Origin of the sequence: Mycobacterium sp. EPa45 (genome assembly GCF_001021385.1) — a bacterium.
Lineage (GTDB): Bacteria > Actinomycetota > Actinomycetes > Mycobacteriales > Mycobacteriaceae > Mycobacterium.
On record NZ_CP011773.1, the window covers coordinates 6,080,848 to 6,098,210 of the forward strand.

Sequence of the window (17,363 nt, forward strand, 5' to 3'; positions counted from 1 at the left end):
TATGACCAATGTTGTCGCACGCGAGCCGAACCTCGTGAACCCGTGGGCACCGCACCGGGTTCGGATGTACCTGGCCGCCGCACTGTTCACCGGACTGGTGTTCGTAGGGATGACCATCGGGGTCGGAATCGGGGTGATCGAGCCGACGTTCACCTCAGACGTCGTCGCCAACCTGCTCTTCGGCATCCCGGCGATCCTGATTCCCGTCGTGCTGCTGTGGGACGCACCCGGCGAGGTTCGCCTGCGTGAAGAGCGGGCAGCCGAGCTGACGCTGTTCTATCTGCCCTACACCGCGTTCAGCCAGATCTGCTACGAACTGGTCTTCTTGATCGGCCATCCGCTGGGGTGGTGGACACCCACTACCGACCCGGGCATCAAGTGGCTGTGGTGGCAGTACGGGCTCGCCGACACCCGCTATGCCAGCGGCAATCCGTGGACGTTCGCGCTCGAGGTGGTCGGGGTGAGCACGGGTGTCGTCGTGATCCTCATGTGGACTCGGCTCGTGCGGCAATCGCTTCCGATCGAGAAGCGGATCCGCTCGCTGTGGGTGGCCTTCGCCGGTATCGCAGTGTTGATGAGCAGTACCGCTGTCTACTTCATCTCCGAGGTCGGCGCCGGCTTCAAAGACATCGGTCAAGGCGCGTTCGGGCTCTGGTTCAAATTCATCGGAGAGAACATCCCGTTCGTCGTGCTGCCCGCAATGGTCCTGTACGCCATCCACATTCAGATCGACTACTTGACCCGCAAGGCCGCTCTATCAGGTCCCGAGCGGTGACGTAGCGGTCGACCCAGCAGTGATTCGGGACGGCTCCCGGTTTGTGGGCGTTTCGATCGCTGACCGGCGGGGCAATTTATGCCCCATGGCTGACATCATCGATCTCGTCTACGCCGATCACGACTGGCTGAGGCGGCAGTTCTTCCGGCTCGACGACGCCACGTCCGACGACGAGCTGGCGGCGATCTGGAAGACACTCAGTGACCGTCTCGACGCCCACGCCGATGCCGAGGAGACCGTCTTCTACCCCGCTCTGCTCAAGCACGGCGGCGACGACGATCCCGGCAATCCCGAAGGTGACCCGGAGGACGAGACCGAAGATGCCATCACCGACCACAATGCGATCCGCGACGCGGTGCGTGAGTCGCGCAAGCACCGGCCGGGCACGAAGGTGTGGTTTGAAGCCGTCTTCAAGGCGCGTAAGGAGAATGGCGAGCATCTCGACGAGGAGGAGCGCGAGGCCATGCCGGACTTCATCAAGAGCGCAACCCTGGAGCTTCGCCACGAGCTGGGCATGAAGTGGTTGCAGTTCTACGCCGAGCGGGAGTCGATCAAGGGCGTTGACGCAGACGACAAGGACGCCGGCGAGTACATCGAGAAGCACTCGTGACCGACACCAATGCCCGCATCGACGAGGTCGCACCGGGCGACATCGTCGCTCTCGACCGGGGCGCCGGCGAGCAGGCCTACAAAGTCGTCCACAAAGAGACCGCGGATTCGGGCTTCCTGATCACGTTCGAAGGCGACGACGGTGAGACGTTCGATCTGGAAATGGCCTCTGGTACAGGGGTCAAGCGGTCGTTGGAATCGAAGTGGGAGTCGTCGCAGAGTCCGACCCCGCATTCGTCGGAATGAGACAACACGGCAGCGACCCGGGGGCGGCGGACACCGTCGAGTACGCCCCCGGACGGTGGGCCGACGTATTCGGTGAACGGTCGGACCCGACCGCCCTGCTGTGGCACGGCACTCAGACCGATTCCCGGGCAGCGGTGCGCGGTCTCGCCGGAGTGATCGCTGACCATGGAATCTGTGTCGTCGCACCGGATTGGGATTCACACGCCGCCGATCGCGGCCGCGCGGACCTGCTGAGGTCAGCGGAGTTGGCGCACTCACTCGGCGGGGATGGGGGTTTCGTCGTCGTCGGTTGGTCGTTGGGTGGAGTGGCAGCGGCGGGTCTGACGTTGCGCGCGCCCGAGTTCAATGTGCGGGTGGCACAGGCGATCTGCCTGGGTGGCGCATTCATGGTCGAAGATCCGATCTCCGGTGGACCTGTGCTCGGTCGCGTTGCCGACGGCGCCGCACACGCCCCGTTCACACTGTTCTCCGGCCGCGCCGACGACGTCGTCCCGACCTCGGTCGCCACGGACTTTGCCGCATCGCTGCGGGCGATCGACTGGCCGGTCGAGATGGTCGAAGTCGAGGCTGACCACGGCTCGATAGCCGGTGCACGGTACGACCCCCACCTCGACCGCTACGACGCCGCCGACGACCCCGCGACGCGAGCAGTTGTCAACGTGATCGCCGACCACATCGCCACCCTCACGCTCGGATAGGTGCCCCACCACCTTCTGCCCGGATGATAATCGGCGAATGGCTTCGCCTGGTTCTACGCCTCCTGCAACCTCCCGGTTGGTCGTGATCTTGGTCTACGACGGCGTCAGTCTGCTGGACGTCGCGGGTCCGGCAGAGGTGTTCACGCAGGCCAACCGTGTCGGGGCTGACTACCGAATCAGGCTGCTGTCGCCGACGGGAAGCGAGGTCACCTCAAACGTCGGCTTCTCCATCGCCGTCAACGCATCCGTTGATTCCGGACTCGTCCCCGACACCTACCTGGTCCCCGGTGCCGACCACTATCCCAGGACACCGGTACCTCAAGACCTGGCCGATGCCGCCCGATTGCCCGCGGCCGGCGCCCGTCGCGTCGCTTCAATCTGCACCGGCGCGTTCATCCTCGCCGCTGCAGGACTACTTGACGGCAAACGTGCGACCACACATTGGAAGGTCACCCGGGAACTCGCCCGGAGATGTCCGACGTGCCATGTGGATCCCGATGCCATCTATGTCCGGGACGGCAACACCTACACCTCAGCTGGAGTGACCGCGGGCATCGACCTGGCCCTCGCGCTGCTTGAAGAGGATCACGGCCCCGACATCACCCGCGAGGTGGCCCGGGCGCTCGTGGTGTACATGCAACGCTCCGGTGGCCAATCGCAGTTCTCGGCCCCGTTGCAAGGGTCGCCACCTCAATCTGTCACTCTGCGGAAAGTCGTCGATGTCGTGACGGCCGATCCTCGCGGCAACTATTCGCTCGATGAACTCGCCAAACACCTGCACCTGAGTACGCGCCACCTCACCCGACTCTTCCGTGACGAACTGTCCACTACGCCAGCCCGTTACGTGGAGAGCATCCGGTTCGACATGGCCAGGGCCCTGTTGGACCAGGGCTACAACGCGACCGAAGCGGCCGCGCGCGCGGGGTTTCCCAGCTACGAGAGCATGCGCAGGGTGTTCGCCAGAGAGCTGTCGATCAGCCCAGCTGCATACCAGCGCCGGTTCAGCACGGCTCGGCGCGTTGAATCGAGTGCCCGTCCAACCTAGCCGTGGGAGTCGTCGACCTTGAGCGGAGCACCCGTCGGGCCCACGAAGACCACCAACAACTTTGCCGGATCGGTTGAGCTGGTGTTCTCCGTGGCGAGGTGATGGGCGCCCGGCGGCTCGGACCAGTTCTCACCGCGGTGGTAGACGTGTGCCGGTTGACCCTCGAGCTCACTGCTGATGGTGCCCTGGAGAACGTAGGCATAGACAAAGTCGTCGCCGTGCCGGTGAGGTGTCGCACGAGAACCTGGCGGGAAGGTCACGACCGCGGAGGTGAAGGTCTTGCCAGGCACGTTGGTCAGCGCCTGCTGGAGCAATGGTGTCACCGTCTCGGACGGATGGCTCGAATTCTGCTGTGTCAGAGGTTCTTCCGCCGGAGGCTGCGGTTGAGAAGCACAGCTGCCCACCGCCAATGCAAATGCGGCACCGAGGATTGCGACAGGAATGGGTAGTCCGATCATGATCGTTCTCCTTGATCGGGCGTCACCCGGATGATCGTCTTGCCCGGGACGCGCTGGCGACCGGCGAAAGCGTCGGGGGTCTCGGTAAGGGGACGGACGGCACTGACGATTGGCGTGATGCGGCCGTCCCGCACCCGCTGAGCCAATCCCACGAGCTGCGCGCGGTCGGGTTCGACCACGAAGAAGACGGCATGTGCACCGACGGGGTGGACGGGCGGCGGCATGGCGATGGACACCAGGGTGCCGCCGGGACGCACCAGAGCGGCTGACCGCTCGAGAACACCTCCGCCGATGACATCGAAGACCACGTCGACTTCTCCAATCCCATCCAGGGAATCGGCACCTAGATCGAAGAATTCGTCGGCACCGAGACCAACCACGACGTCACGATCGTCGGCTCGCCCGGTCCCGAGCACCCGCGCACCCACCTCACGCGCCAGTTGGATCGCAATCGAACCCACGCCGCCGGCAGCGCCGTGAACCACGACCGTCTGCCCGGCAGCCAAGCCGGCATGTACGAACAATCCCTGCCAGGCGGTCAGCCCCGAAATGGGAAGGGCGGCAGCAACCGAATGATCGATGTCTGCCGGCAGCGGTGCCAGATTGCGCGCCTCGACAGCGGTGTACTCGGCCAGGGAACCGTTTCGAGTCCAGTCGGTGAGGCCGAACACCCGTTGCCCGACGGTGAGCCCGGTGGTGCCGTAGCCCAGCTCGACGACCACACCGGACAACTCGTGCCCGGGAACAGTGGGTGTGCGGTCCCGGCCGGCGCGGTCGGTCCAGGTGGCCGGCCAATCGAGTTCGCCGGGCGTGAACCCGGCCGCGTGAACCCGGACGATGACGTCATTTTCGGCTGCGTGCGGATACGGCATCTCGGACAACGTGAGCCCGTTGACGCCGCTGTCGCGGTCTTCTACGGTGATCGCCTGCATGTCAACCCCTTTCATCAGCTGGGCCACGCCGAGCCCAGGATGCGCTCGACCGAGGTCGGGCGCCGATAACCCGGCATGAAGTGCTCCACGACATCGGAGTTCACGGTTCCGTTCGTCGTCTCGGGGCGGTTCTTGAATCCGTCGAAGTAGGCCTGAAGAAACTCGTTCTTGAAATCGCCGCGGGGGTGGTGTTGCAGGATCTCGGCCACCTGTTGGGTGTGCAGCCCTTCGAGACCGAACCCGATCACGTCGGTCAACACGCCCAGATAGGTCGCTGCGATCTCTGGGCCCATCCGATCCGGGATTCCCGGCGTCGTATGCAGAGCGATGGCCGTCCAAACGGTGTCGGCGGCCGACGCGGAGAAACCGTGTTCGACCAAGAATTTTCTGGCATGGTCTGCGCCATCGACCTCGAATCGCTGCTCTCGGTCGGAGAACGGCATCACTAGACCAGTGTCGTGGAACATGGCAGCCAGGTAGAGCAGTTCGGCATCGGGCTCGATGCCGAGGCTGCGGGCATGCATCTGCCCGAAGAGGTAGACCCGACGGGAGTGGTGATAGAGCAGCGGACTGGCGATGTCCTGCAAGAGTCGGGTGGATTGGGCAACTGCCTCGGTAGCGGGTACCTCTATATCGGCGATCACTGTGGACATGGTTCGAGCTTTCGTTGGTAGTGGTCAGTTCGGTGTGTTTCCGATGTTGCCGTTCACCGCCCACGTCACGCCGCCTTAGTCCGGCCACAAATCCCTCGAATGTGGACCTACGGCCGGGTGTGCGCGTCACCTCGGCTGCGGTCCGCCCCTGTGTCTCCGGATTGCCCCGGTAGCGACGGCAACTGCGGCGGTACGCTGCCCTATCACCCGAATAGTTACCACGAGTGGGTGCCACAATCCGGAATTCGATACGCCACCATAATATTTGGCAGCTACTTCGGCCTCGCATGGGGATTTCGCCGAGATGACTTTGCGCACGGCCCGATCCAGATTACGGCGCGGGCGTGGCGAACTCGATCGCGCAGCTCGCGTCGGCCTAGGCCCCGCGGATTCAGCCGAACAGCGGCAGCGCCCGCTTTCGCGCCAACGCGTCCATCCCACTTTGAATGCTGTCCTGTACTTCGCGGTGCTTCTGTTCAACGTAGTCGTCATCGTCGGCGCGGGACGGATCGTGATCGACCTCCACGGCGGGCATCAGCCGGGTGCGGATCTTCGCCGGCAAGGGCAGCTGCGGCAGTGCTGCCGGTGCGATACCCCAGGGCAATGACACCGCCAGCGGAAACACCTTGAGCCGCAACAGCTTATCCAGCCGCAGCACCCGCGAGAGCCCGTCACCGCGGATGAGCACCGGCATCGCATCGGCCCCGCCGACCGTAGCGATCGGCACGATCGGGACCCCTGCCTTGATGGCCATCCGCACGTATCCCTTGCGGCCTGCCAGGTTGGCGACATCGCGTTCACTCCAGGGCCGCAGCGAGTCCACCTCACCACCCGGCCACACCGCCACGTCGTGACCCTCTGCCAGCGCCGTCGCCATCGAGTCGGGCGCCGCCGGCAGGACACCCATCGCCCGGAAGTACCGGCCGATCACCGGCATGGCCATCAAAGCGTCATGAGCGGTGCCGTGCAGCGTGCGCTCCTGACCGAACCTGCGCCACCACTGCACACCCACCGTCCAGGCATCCCAGACGAACGGGGCGCCGGAATGGATTCCAACGAGCAGCACGGGCGAGTCGGGCAGGTTCTCCCAGCCGTCGAATTCCATTCGGAACCAGTGATCCACCAGGAAGTTCCACAGGTACTTCTGCCGCTGCATCGTCGTTTCGTCTTGGCCGCTGAGGTCCCACTGCCCGGTCCGCTCGTTGAGCCATCCGCTGACCCCGCCGCCCTCCGCGCTTTCGGCGCGGCGCTCAGCCATCTTGCGGCGGGCCTGGTCAGCGTGTTCCTGTGCCTGCCGCCGGACGGCGGCGGGGCGTGTATCGGCGTTGGTCATGTCGGCGGAGTACCCGCGCTATGGGGCGCGTCACACTCGTCGGAAGGCGTCGGTCATGCGGAACCTAGTCGGGCGGCGAGGTACGGAGCCGTCCGGCTCACCTTGTCGGCGGCGACCACAGCCGGCGGGCCGGCCACCACCACCGCACCGCCGTCGTCGCCTCCGCCGGGTCCGAGGTCGATGACATGATCCGCACCGGCCACGACCGACATGTCATGTTCGGCCACCACTACGGTGTTACCCGCATCGACGAGACGGTGCAGTTGCCGCTCGAGTAGCTCGACGTCGGCGGGGTGCAGCCCGGTGGTGGGCTCATCGAGCACATAGAGGGTGTGGCCACGGTTGGCGCGCTGCAACTCCGAGGTCAGCTTGATGCGTTGGGCTTCGCCGCCGGACAGTTCGGTCGCCGGTTGACCCAGCCGCAGATATCCGAGACCGACGTCGCGCAGCGTAGCCAAACTCCGTGCGGCACTGGGTAAATCAGCCAGGAATTCGGCCGCCTCGTCCACAGTCTGCGCCAGCACGTCGGCGATCGTGCGGCCGCGGTAGGTGACCTCGAGGGTCTCCTCGGAGTAGCGGGCCCCACCACACGCCGGACAGGTGGCATAGGTGCCGGGCAAGAAGAGCAACTCAACCGCCACGAAGCCCTCCCCCTGGCAGGTGGCGCATCGACCCTCGGCGACGTTGAACGAGAAGCGACCGGCGCTCCAGCCACGGCGACGCGCTTCGGCGGTGTCGGCGAACGTCTTACGGACAGCATCGAACAAGCCGGTGTAGGTGGCCAGGTTCGACCGTGGGGTGCGTCCGATCGGTCGCTGGTCCACCGTGACAAGACGGTCGATCATCTCGGCGCCCTCGACAGTCACGCCCACACTGGAATCGGTGTCGATGTCGAGGAGTTCACCCTCAGCGTCTGCGCCGTCGTCAGCGGGTTCGACCAGTCTTCCCAGCTGCCTGGCCATCACATCACCGAGCACTTTGCAGACCAGCGTCGATTTGCCCGAGCCCGACACCCCGGTGACAGCTACGAACGCACTCAACGGGATGTCGACGTCGACGTTTCGCAGATTGTGAAACGTGATGCCGCGCAACCGTATAGCACTCGACAGCGTACGGGGCCTGCGTTGAGCGGGCGGATCGTCGGCGAACAGGTATTGCCGGGTGACTGAGGGCTCGATCTCCCGGAGGCCGGCCACCGGTCCGCTGTAGAGTACGTCGCCACCCAGCTCCCCGGCGCCGGGGCCCACATCGACGATCCAGTCGGCGCGGCGGACCACGTCCATGTCGTGCTCGACCACGAACAACGAATTGCCGGCTCGCCGCAGCCGATCCAGGACGTCGAGCAGCGGTTCGGCATCGGCTGGATGCAGCCCTGCCGACGGCTCGTCCAGCACGTAGAGGACCCCGAACAGCCCCGCCCGCAGCTGCGTCGCCAACCGCAGACGCTGCAGTTCCCCGGGCGACACGGTTGGCGTACGGCGATGCAGGCTCAGGTATCCGAGCCCCAGATCGATCAGCACGGCGATCCGCGCCACCAGATCGGCAGCGATCATGGTTGCGACTTCGGTGAATTCACCGGATTCGGTGGATTCATAGGCCGCGGCGAATTCCGTTCTGGCTGCCGCCGGTGCCAAGACTTCGGCGAGTGACGTCAAGGGCAGCGCCACCAGTTCGGCGATGTTGCGGCCTGCGAACGTCACCGCGAGAGCTTCGGGCCGCAGCCCCGAGCCGCCGCACACTGGGCAATCCGCGCTGTGCACGTATCGCAACACCCGGCGTCGCATCGACGCGCTCTGCGAGTTGGCCAGCGTATGGCGCACGTGCCGCTCGGCGCTGGAGAACGTCCCGTTGTAGTAGTAATCCGCGGTCACCGGGTGCTGGCTCGGATCGATCTCGACGGTGGGTTGATCGTCGGTGAACAGAATCCAATCCCGTTGCCGTTTGGGTAGTTTGCGCCACGGCTTATCGATGTCATAGCCCAGCGTGATGAGAATGTCACGCAGATTCTGCCCCTGCCATGCACCCGGCCACGCCGCGACCGCACCGTCACGGATGCTCAGCGACGGGTCGGGCACCAGCGTCTGCTCGGTCACTTCGTGGATGCGCCCGAGACCATGGCACTGCGGGCATGCACCGATCGTCGTGTTCGGAGAGAACGCATCGGAGTCCAGACGCTTGGTAGCACCGGGCGGATAGGTTCCGGCACGGGAGAACAGCATGCGCAGCAGGTTCGACAGCGTTGTGACGGTGCCAACCGTTGACCGCGACGTCGCCGTGCCGCGACGTTGTTGCAGCGCGACCGCCGGAGGCAGCCCCGTGATGTCGTCAACCTTCGGTGCATCCTGAGGCAGCAATAGCCGGCGCGCGTAGGGCGCCACCGATTCGAAGTACCGTCGTTGCGCCTCGGCATAGATGGTGCCGAACGCCAGCGACGACTTACCGGATCCGGAGACCCCGGTGAACACCACGAACTGGTCGCGCGGGGCGACGACGTCCACGGTCTTCAGGTTGTGCACCCGGGATGCGTAGACGCGGATGTAGGGATCCGGCTGCGGTGTCCCCGTGCCTGTGCCTGCGTCCATCGTGTCCGTTGTGTACCCGCCAACGGTTCGGTCATTCATCGCTGATCGGCCGGCCACTCACGATCAAGCCCGCCCCGTGGCCCAGGGGTAGGGCAGGATTGCAGAAGGGTACGGGCCCGCGCCGGAACCCGCCGCGCGGTCCCAGAACAGGAGGGCGTTCGTGGACACCGACAAGTCGGCAGGCGACGAGCCCTTGTTGGTGTCAGGGGAAACGTGCTGGCGATCAGCGCAGGCAGATCGATTCGCCGCGATCATCGACGGCGCCGACTACCTGTCGCATCTGAAGACCGCCCTGTTGGGTGCCCGTCATCGGATCGTCATCGTCGGGTGGGATTTGGATTACCGAACCGCCTTCGAGCGCGGTGAGAAAACGCTGGACGGCCCCAATCACCTCGGCCCGTTCCTGCACTGGCTGCTGAGGAGGGAGCGCAATCTCAGGGTGTATCTGCTGAAGTCCAACCTTCGCCTCCTGCCTGCGTTCGACGGTTTCTGGTTCGGCGTCACCCCGGTCAGTGTTCTCAACCAATTCACCTCGGCACGTTTGCATTTCGCCGTCGACGGCGCGCACCCCACCGGCGCTGTGCACCATCAGAAGATCGTCGTCATCGACGACGCCATGGCATTCTGCGGCGGCATGGACCTGACGCTCGGACGTTGGGACACCTCCGAGCACCTTCCCGCCGATCGCCGCAGGACCGGACTGGGTGGTGCGTACGGGCCCCGCCACGAGGTGGTTGCCGCCGTGGACGGCGCCGCCGCGGTGGCGCTCGCAGAGCAGGCGTGCGACCGCTGGCAGGCGGCGACCGGGCAGACGCTGCCACCGCTGAGTCCGTCGCCACCGGCTTGGCCGAACGGTCTGGCGCCCGGGCTCCGCAGCGTCGAAGTCGGGGTGGCACGCACGCTCCCCAAGCTTATGGAGCGCAGCGAGATCCGCGAGGTCGAATCCCTTGACCTCGCCGCGATCGCTGCCGCGCAGGATGTCGTCTACCTTGAGAATCAATATTTCGCGGCGCGCGGTATCGCCGAAGCGATCGCCACACGTCTGCGCGAGCCGGACGGCCCCGAGGTCGTGATGATTCTGCCCCGCAGCTCGGAGAGCCGCTTGGAACAGGAATCGATGGACAGCGCCCGTGAACTGCTGATGCGGATGCTCAAAGAGGCAGATGTCCATGGGCGGCTCGGTGTGTACTGGCCGGCGGCCGGTCGCGGAGTGTCGGTCTACGTTCACTCGAAGGTGCTGGTGGCCGACGGCCGGCTACTTCGTATCGGCTCATCGAACTTCAACAACAGGTCACTCGGTTTCGACAGCGAATGCGATATTGCGATCGAGGCGCGGCCTGCGCGGGCGGACTTTGACGCGGTCCGCACTGAAATCCTCCGTCTGCGAGACACGCTCGTCTCCGAACACCTCGGCGTTTCGATCGATACGTTCCGCGATGAAGTGCGGCGCACCGGAACCTTCCTGGCGACGGTCGAGACGCTGCGCGGCACCGGACGGTCGCTGCGTGCGCTGACCGACACGATGGTGGCCGCGGACGCCAGCCCCTTCGCCGAGAACGACCTCATGGATCCCGACCACGTGCCGCAGTCCATCCCGGAAAGCGCGGTCAAGCTCGTGGAGTCGGTGGTGACGTGGCCGCTGCGGCACACGGTCCTTGGTACGTGGCTGCGGAAACTGCGGGGTTCGTGAGGTGTGGATCTCGGCCCAGGTGCCGCAGGATTCGGTCCAGGTCACCTGCGCCGTCAACCGGTTCGATGGCCGGGTCGAACGGCACGGCGTCAAGCAGACGCACCTCACCGTCGGGCACCGCAAGCACCAATGGCATTGCCGCGGTGAGTACGTCAGCGGGTAACGCGTAGTCGACCCCGAGTGAGGCGGCGACGTCCCAGCCGTGCACGACGTAGTCCACAAAGTGGAAGCCCATGGCGATGGAGCCGGGAAAGAGTGCGTTGTCGCCGAATTCGGGCAGGGTGAACAGAGCGTCGTCGATCCCGGCTTGGGAGAAGGCGTCGAGGACGTCGTGGGCGGCTTCGGCGTAGGTGTGCGCGGGGTCGTGCCGAACGTCGGCGATGACGGACTCGACGCGCCAGTTGCCGAGGTCACCACCGTGGCCTCGGGCCGCCGCGGCGAATCCACGATGCTGGACGGTCATGTGCGCAAGGAGGTCGGTGAGGTCCCAGCCCGCGCAGGGGGTCGGGCGGGGCAGGTCGGAGGGTTGAACCGTATTGACGAGGTCGACCGTTGCGAGCACGGCGACGCGGTGTTCATTAATAGGCATATGCGTATGATATGCACATGCCTATCGTAGAGCAATGCCTATGATGGCGCGGTGGCGGACGATTCCCCGCGCCAGGACCTCGCGGCGATGCTTGCCCCACTGCTGCGGGAGCTGATCGCGGCAGAGGAGCCTGTCCTGGCCGCGCACAACGTGTCCATGTGGGGCTATGTGGTGCTGGTGGCGCTCGACGGCTGGTCGGTGCGCACCCAGGCCGCACTCGCAGCGGCGATCGGCGCCGACAAGACCCGCATCATCCGGGACCTCGACGAACTGCAGCAGCGCGGGCTGATCGAACGGACCCCCGATCCCGACGACCGCCGGGCGCGGGTGCTCGCGATCACCGAAGCCGGCCGCGCCCTGAAGAACGCGGTCCAGACGGAGATCCAGCGCGGGGAGGAGCGCTGGCTGGGAGAGCTCGATCCGGAGGAGCGAGCTACGTTCCTGCGGGTACTCGGCCGGTGGTCCGCCCGTGGGAGGCGCTGGACCGGTCGTCAGTAGTGTTGGCGTCTGTAGGAGCTGCCGGACGGAGTCGCCGATGAGATCCACCGCTGCGGTCGACGTGAGCACACCGCTTCGCGAACTCCCGGCGGATGGGTACGTCTATTCCACGGCATGGAAGATGTCGACCAGCGACATCGATCGTCACCAGCAGTTGCGGCTCGACAGCGTTGCGCGCTACATCCAGGAGGTCGGCGCCGAGCAACTGATCGACGCCGACTTCGCACATGTGCATCCGCACTGGATCGTGCAGCGCACCGTCATCGACGTTCTGACGCCGATGACATGGCCGACAGACATCACCTTCCATCGATGGTGTTCGGCGCTGTCCCTGCGTTGGTGCACGATGCGTGTCCGCCTGGACAGTCCAGACGGCGGCCGCATCGAGACCGAGGGCTTCTGGATCAACATGAACAAGGAGACGCTCACCCCCTCGTTGATGGACGAAGAGTTCTTCAACAAACTGGCGACCACCACCGACGAACACCGCCTGAAATGGCGCGCTTGGTTGCCCGGCGCAGTCTCACCGGACGCGCAGGCCCTGCCATTTGCTCTGCGCGACACCGATATTGACATCTTCAATCACGTGACCAACACCGCGTACTGGCACGCCATCCACGAAATCACCGCTCGCTACCCGCACATCGCATCGGCACCGTACCGGGCCGTGGTGGAGTACCGGCGACCGATTGCACTCGACGACAACGTGACTATTCGCCACCAGGCCGACGGGGACCTCGTCCGCTGCTGGTTCTGCGTCGGCGACGACGTCCACGCGGCAGGATTGGTGACACGACTTGAGCGCTGAACAGACTCTGCAAGCCGACTACCTCGTCATCGGTGCCGGCGCGGTCGGGATGGCTTTCGCCGACACGATCGCGACCGAGAGCGACGCCACCGTCGTCATCGTCGACCGCGCCGAATCGCCCGGAGGTCACTGGACAACGGCCTACCCCTTCGTGCGGTTGCACCAGCCCGCCTCCTACTACGGGGTGAACTCCCGCGACCTGGGCTCAGGCATGATCGAGGACAGCGGTGACAACGCCGGACTGTACGAGCTCGCCAGTCTCGACGAAATCCGTTGCTACTACGACACGGTGATGCGCGATCTGACGGGCAGCCAGCGCGTTCGGCATTTTCCCTTGAGCCAATATCACGGCGACGGGACGTTCACTACGGCGTCCGGCGAGCGTATTGCCGTCGACACCGCCCGCCGTGTCGTCGACACCACGCATTCCAAGGTGATCGTGCCCTCGATGCGGCCGCCGAATTTCGGCGTCGACCCGGGCGTGGACTGCGTCCCGCCAAACGCGCTGCCTCAGAGTGCGCCCGGCCACGAGCGTTTCGTGGTCATCGGGGGCGGCAAGACCGGGATGGACAGCTGTCTGTGGTTGTTGCGCAATGGTATTGACCCCGAGCGGGTGACCTGGATCGTGCCTCGCGAGTCGTGGTTGCTCGACCGCGCGTATGTCCAGCCGGGCGCGGAGTTCGCCGACCGGGTCAAGCTGGCCTTCGCGGCCCGACTGGAGGCAATTGCTGCCGCAGACAGCATCGACGACCTGTTCGCCCGGCTCGAGAGCTCTGGATCGTTGTTGCGTCTGCATGACGATGTCGAGCCGACCATGTATCGGTGCGCGACCATCACGCAGGCCGAGGCCGAGCAGCTTCGCCGGATCACCGACGTCGTGCGGATGGGTCACGTGCGCACGCTCAGCACCTCCAGTGCGGTTCTCGATCTCGGTGAGCTTGCCACCGACAAGTCCACACTGTGGATCGATTGCGCTGCTGAGGGTTTGGGGCTTGGGCCGACGAGCACGATTTTCTCCGGGGCAACGTTGACTCCGCAGTGTGTGCGCGCCTGCCAGCAGGTCTTCAGTGCCGCCTTCATCGCTCACGTGGAACTCACCTATGACGATGACGCCACCAAAAACGCGCTGTGCGAACCGATTCACCTGCCCGGCGAGCCCCTTGACTGGCTCACCATGAGCGAGATCGAATACCGCAATCAGATCACCTGGTTCGCCGAGCCCGAGCTCATGGAGTGGCTGCACTCCTCACGGCTCAACGCAATCCGCGCGATGATGGCGCCGGTGATGGAGCGCCCGCGCGTTCGACAGCGGGTGTTCGATGCCATCGCCGGGCAGTTGCGCGCGGCGAACGACAAGCTGGCGGATCTGCTCGCGGCGCAGAGTGAAGCTCACGCGGCGGCGGGCTCCTCACCGTAGGGCTCCTCCCCCGCGGGCCCGAATCGCGACCCGGATCTCGCCAGGCGACGTTCGAACACTCGCTGCAGTGGGGTGGCGACGAAAGTGGTGATGATCGTCATCACTGCCAGGATCGTGTAGAGCTTGCCCGAAATGAGTCCGGCTTCGAAGCCGATGTTGAGCAGGATGAGTTCCATCAAGCCGCGGGCATTGGCGAGTGCTCCCATCGATCCGGCTTCGTACCAACTCATCCCCTGCCATCGCGCGGCCAGCCCGACGGCACCGAACTTCGCGACGAACGACACGACGAGAACAATGCCCGCCATGAGTAAGGTCGGTCCGTCGAAGATCAAATTCAGCTGAGTGTTCAGTCCGGAGTAGATGAAGAATGCGGGCAGTAGCAGATAGGCCACCAATGGCTCGAACCGCTCGCGGACCGCATCGAGCAACTCACCGCGAGGCATGACCGCACCGGCCACGAAAGCACCGAAGACGGAATAGATCCCGACCAGATCAGTGAACCAGCTTGCGGTGAGCACGACGAGCAGGATGATGCTCGTATGCGCGATCGGTAAGCCACCGGTGCGCTCGACGTGGGCGCGGGGTGGGTTCCACGTCTCCAGTCGCGCCAGCAGTGGGCGGCCCACATAGATCATGAACAGGAGGTAGGCCAGCCCTCCTCCGATGGCCAGAATCGCTCCGGACGCATGTCCTTTGGACGTCGCCACCACCGTTGCCAGCAGTACCCATGAGCATGCGTCGTCAATAGCGGCACAGGACAACGCCATGGTTCCCAGCCGGGTCTCGAGCAGCCCGGAGTCGTAGACGATCCAGGCCAGCATCGGGAAGGCGGTGATGGCGACCGCTGCCGCCACGAAAAGACCGCCCTGCCAATGCACCACCTTGTCGGTGAAGTAGCCGCCGAGGCTCACCATCAGCCAGCCCAAGACGCCACCGAGGATCAGGGGTACGCCGATGCCGGTGGCCGCGGTGGCACCGGCTTGGCGCATGTGGGCGCCGAGGATGTTCAACTGGAACGAAGAACCCACCAGGAACATGTAGAGCACGAGGCCGAGCTGGCCGACGACATAGATGACCGTGAGGTTGGGGTGCACGATCGATTCGGCACCGATCGTGAGTTTTGCGGGGAAGAGCCAGTGTTGAGCGGCCGGCCAAATCCAGCCCAAAACCGAAGGGCCGAGCAGGAACCCCGCGACCATGATGGCGACGACCTGCACCTGAGCCAGCCGGCGGAACAGCGGCCACAGCAGTCGGTAGGTCAGCAGGATGACCGCGATCTGCAGGAAGAAGTGGTAGGCGATCGACAGCATCGACGGCATCGGTTCAGCCCCTATCCGACCATCGAAAAACATACAAGCAGGCCATCAGTCCGCCGATGCTCCAGGCGGCCAGCACCAGGAAGATGCGGCCATGCTCCCAGCTGCCCGCCGGCTCGAAGACGACCATCTGCGCGGGCAGCAGCACCGAGCGAAATCCCTGCGCCATCCACTTGACCGGGAAGATCGACCCGACGATCAGCATCCAGGTGGGAAGCGCCATGAGTGGCACGTAGGTGCCCGAGACGAACTGCAGGCCGACGGCCGGGCCATTGGTCATGACCGCCGCCGAGACCGCATTGCTGGCGAAATTGCTCACGAAGATGCCCAACAGCGAACAGCTGATGATGCCCAAGACGAACACCCAGGCCAACGTGAACCACGAATACACGTCGGTGGGCAGCCGAAGCTGAAAAACCAGCACACCCAACAGCAGCAGGACGACAGCCTCGGCCAGGCTGGCGATCGCGACCAACATGATCTTGCCGATGAAGTACGACGATGCGGTCGCCGGGGTTCCGCGCAACCGCCGCAGCGCGCCGGTCTCCCGGTCGGCTGCGATGCCGATACCCAGGTTGATGAACGACGTCGACAGGATGCCGTAGGCCAGCATGCTGGCCGCGATCACCGCACCGGTGCTGGTCTGGGTGCCAGGCAGTTTCGCCGAGAAGATGGACCCGAGAAGCAGACAGATGATCGCGGGCATCGAGAAGGTCAGCACGACTTGCTCAGGGCGTCGATAGAACATCTTGAGCTCGGGAAGTACTCGTGACACCCCGATGCGCACCGCCGAGGGCAGTGCGGTCGGGGCGTCGCCGCGGTGCCTGGGCTGAGCCGCGTCGCGCTGCGTGGAATCGACGGCCATCACGCCATCCCGATCAGTTGCAGATAGGCGTCTTCCAGCGTTGGCCTGCTGACGGTCAATTGGGTCAGTTCCGTGCCGTCCGCGGACAGCCGCCTGATGAGTTCGGTCGGGTGGTCGGTGTGTTCGACGCGCAACTGATCGCCGTCCATCCACTGCACTGTCGCAGCGGTGTTGACGTGTGCCGTCAGCCGTGCGGGCGTGTCCACCGCGGCTACCCGTCCGTCGGCGATGACGGCGACACGGTCCGCCAGAGCTGCAGCCTCCTCCAGGTAATGGGTTGTCAAGAGGATGGTGGTGCCGTCGCCGGCCAGGAGCCTGATGAGGTCCCAGAACTGGCGCCGCGCTTCGGGATCGAATCCCGTGGTCGGCTCGTCGAGGAAGAGAAGCTCTGGCTCGGCGATGATGCCCAGCGCAACGTCGAGCCGCCGCCGTTGGCCGCCGGACAGGTTCCTGACCCGGGACCCGGAGCTGGCAGCCAACCCGACGAGCTCCAGCAGCTGCTCGGGTACTCGGGACCGCCCCTCGCCGTAGCACTTCGCGAACATGTGCACGGTCTCAGACACCGTGAGGACGCCGAAGTCGCTGGTTTCCTGCAGCACGATGCCGATCCGGGCGCGCCAATCACGCCCGGCGTCCGCGGGATCTTCGCCGAGGACGCTCACTCGCCCGGCGTCGCGTTTCCGATGGCCTTCGAGAATCTCGATCGTTGTCGACTTGCCCGCCCCGTTGGGGCCGAGGATCGCGAAGATCTCGCCGTAGCCGACGTCGAGGTCGAGGTCCTGTACGGCCGGCACCCGTCCGTAAGCCTTCGACAATCCGCGCACCTGCACCGCCGGTCGGCTCACGGTC

Annotated in this window: 18 protein-coding genes; 9 read left to right on the forward strand and 9 right to left on the reverse strand. The window is 65.2% G+C overall.

All coding sequences use genetic code 11. The features are described from left to right. Position 1: 1 nt before the first annotated feature. The 5 genes from AB431_RS28865 to AB431_RS28885 all read left to right on the forward strand — a co-directional run bounded on the left by AB431_RS28865 (position 2) and on the right by AB431_RS28885 (position 3,373). Entirely contained in the window at positions 2–775 is a 774-nt protein-coding gene (locus AB431_RS28865; protein ID WP_047332835.1) for an emopamil binding protein, read from the forward strand. Between the two features lie 85 nt (positions 776–860). Then, positions 861–1,385, forward strand: coding sequence for a hemerythrin domain-containing protein (locus tag AB431_RS28870; RefSeq protein WP_047332836.1), 525 nt, complete (start codon positions 861–863; stop codon positions 1,383–1,385). Continuing rightward, on the forward strand, positions 1,382–1,630 hold the full coding sequence (locus AB431_RS28875) for a hypothetical protein (protein ID WP_047332837.1): 249 nt from the start codon (positions 1,382–1,384) through the stop codon (positions 1,628–1,630). Before AB431_RS28870 ends, AB431_RS28875 begins: the two co-directional genes overlap by 4 nt. Further along, a complete protein-coding gene (locus AB431_RS28880) occupies positions 1,627–2,328 on the forward strand; it encodes an alpha/beta hydrolase (protein WP_047332838.1) in 702 nt (233 codons plus the stop codon). The genes AB431_RS28875 and AB431_RS28880 overlap by 4 nt, the downstream gene beginning before the upstream one ends. Before the next feature lie 37 nt (positions 2,329–2,365). After that, a complete protein-coding gene (locus AB431_RS28885) occupies positions 2,366–3,373 on the forward strand; it encodes a GlxA family transcriptional regulator (RefSeq protein ID WP_047332839.1) in 1,008 nt (335 codons plus the stop codon). On the opposite strand, the gene AB431_RS28890 is transcribed toward AB431_RS28885, so the two are convergent. The 5 genes from AB431_RS28890 to AB431_RS28910 all read right to left on the reverse strand — a co-directional run bounded on the left by AB431_RS28890 (position 3,370) and on the right by AB431_RS28910 (position 9,331). Further along, entirely contained in the window at positions 3,370–3,831 is a 462-nt protein-coding gene (locus tag AB431_RS28890) for a cupin domain-containing protein (protein WP_047332840.1), read from the reverse strand. The two genes, AB431_RS28885 and AB431_RS28890, sit on opposite strands and share 4 nt — an antisense overlap. Beyond that, positions 3,828–4,763, reverse strand: a complete 936-nt coding sequence (locus AB431_RS28895) for an NADP-dependent oxidoreductase (protein ID WP_047333905.1) — start codon at positions 4,761–4,763, stop codon at positions 3,828–3,830. The genes AB431_RS28890 and AB431_RS28895 overlap by 4 nt, the downstream gene beginning before the upstream one ends. A gap of 14 nt (positions 4,764–4,777) precedes the next feature. Further along, positions 4,778–5,416: an HD domain-containing protein gene (locus AB431_RS28900; protein ID WP_047332841.1), complete on the reverse strand. Its 639-nt coding sequence runs from the start codon at positions 5,414–5,416 to the stop codon at positions 4,778–4,780. Between the two features lie 391 nt (positions 5,417–5,807). Next, positions 5,808–6,749 (reverse strand): lysophospholipid acyltransferase family protein, encoded by a 942-nt coding sequence (locus AB431_RS28905; protein ID WP_047332842.1) that lies wholly within the window; start codon positions 6,747–6,749, stop codon positions 5,808–5,810. Positions 6,750–6,802: 53 nt separating this feature from the next. Then, complete coding sequence (locus AB431_RS28910) at positions 6,803–9,331, reverse strand: excinuclease ABC subunit UvrA (protein ID WP_047332843.1); 2,529 nt, start codon at positions 9,329–9,331, stop codon at positions 6,803–6,805. 160 nt (positions 9,332–9,491) lie between these two features. Between AB431_RS28910 and AB431_RS28915 the strand changes: the two genes are divergently transcribed. Beyond that, complete coding sequence (locus AB431_RS28915) at positions 9,492–11,021, forward strand: phospholipase D-like domain-containing protein (RefSeq protein ID WP_047332844.1); 1,530 nt, start codon at positions 9,492–9,494, stop codon at positions 11,019–11,021. Here AB431_RS28915 and AB431_RS30250 read toward each other — a convergent pair. Beyond that, positions 10,939–11,610 (reverse strand): TIGR03086 family metal-binding protein, encoded by a 672-nt coding sequence (locus tag AB431_RS30250; RefSeq protein ID WP_082135836.1) that lies wholly within the window; start codon positions 11,608–11,610, stop codon positions 10,939–10,941. The two genes, AB431_RS28915 and AB431_RS30250, sit on opposite strands and share 83 nt — an antisense overlap. An 87-nt stretch (positions 11,611–11,697) precedes the next feature. Here AB431_RS30250 and AB431_RS28925 point away from each other — a divergent pair, with 87 nt between their 5' ends. The 3 genes from AB431_RS28925 to AB431_RS28935 are packed head-to-tail and all read left to right on the forward strand — an operon-like array spanning position 11,698 to position 14,333. Further along, entirely contained in the window at positions 11,698–12,108 is a 411-nt protein-coding gene (locus tag AB431_RS28925; RefSeq protein ID WP_047333906.1) for a MarR family winged helix-turn-helix transcriptional regulator, read from the forward strand. 37 nt (positions 12,109–12,145) lie between these two features. Then, positions 12,146–12,916: an acyl-[acyl-carrier-protein] thioesterase gene (locus tag AB431_RS28930; protein ID WP_047332846.1), complete on the forward strand. Its 771-nt coding sequence runs from the start codon at positions 12,146–12,148 to the stop codon at positions 12,914–12,916. Then, positions 12,906–14,333: an NAD(P)-binding protein gene (locus AB431_RS28935; RefSeq protein WP_052960426.1), complete on the forward strand. Its 1,428-nt coding sequence runs from the start codon at positions 12,906–12,908 to the stop codon at positions 14,331–14,333. Before AB431_RS28930 ends, AB431_RS28935 begins: the two co-directional genes overlap by 11 nt. Here AB431_RS28935 and AB431_RS28940 read toward each other — a convergent pair. The 3 genes from AB431_RS28940 to AB431_RS28950 are packed head-to-tail and all read right to left on the reverse strand — an operon-like array spanning position 14,306 to position 17,359. After that, the gene (locus AB431_RS28940; protein ID WP_047332847.1) at positions 14,306–15,652 is read right to left on the reverse strand and encodes a cation:proton antiporter; all 1,347 of its coding nucleotides are present in this window, start codon (positions 15,650–15,652) and stop codon (positions 14,306–14,308) included. The two genes, AB431_RS28935 and AB431_RS28940, sit on opposite strands and share 28 nt — an antisense overlap. Before the next feature lie 4 nt (positions 15,653–15,656). Beyond that, positions 15,657–16,514 (reverse strand): ABC transporter permease, encoded by an 858-nt coding sequence (locus AB431_RS28945; protein WP_047332848.1) that lies wholly within the window; start codon positions 16,512–16,514, stop codon positions 15,657–15,659. Further along, positions 16,514–17,359 (reverse strand): ABC transporter ATP-binding protein, encoded by an 846-nt coding sequence (locus tag AB431_RS28950; protein WP_235435785.1) that lies wholly within the window; start codon positions 17,357–17,359, stop codon positions 16,514–16,516. The genes AB431_RS28945 and AB431_RS28950 overlap by 1 nt, the downstream gene beginning before the upstream one ends. Positions 17,360–17,363: the final 4 nt, after the last annotated feature.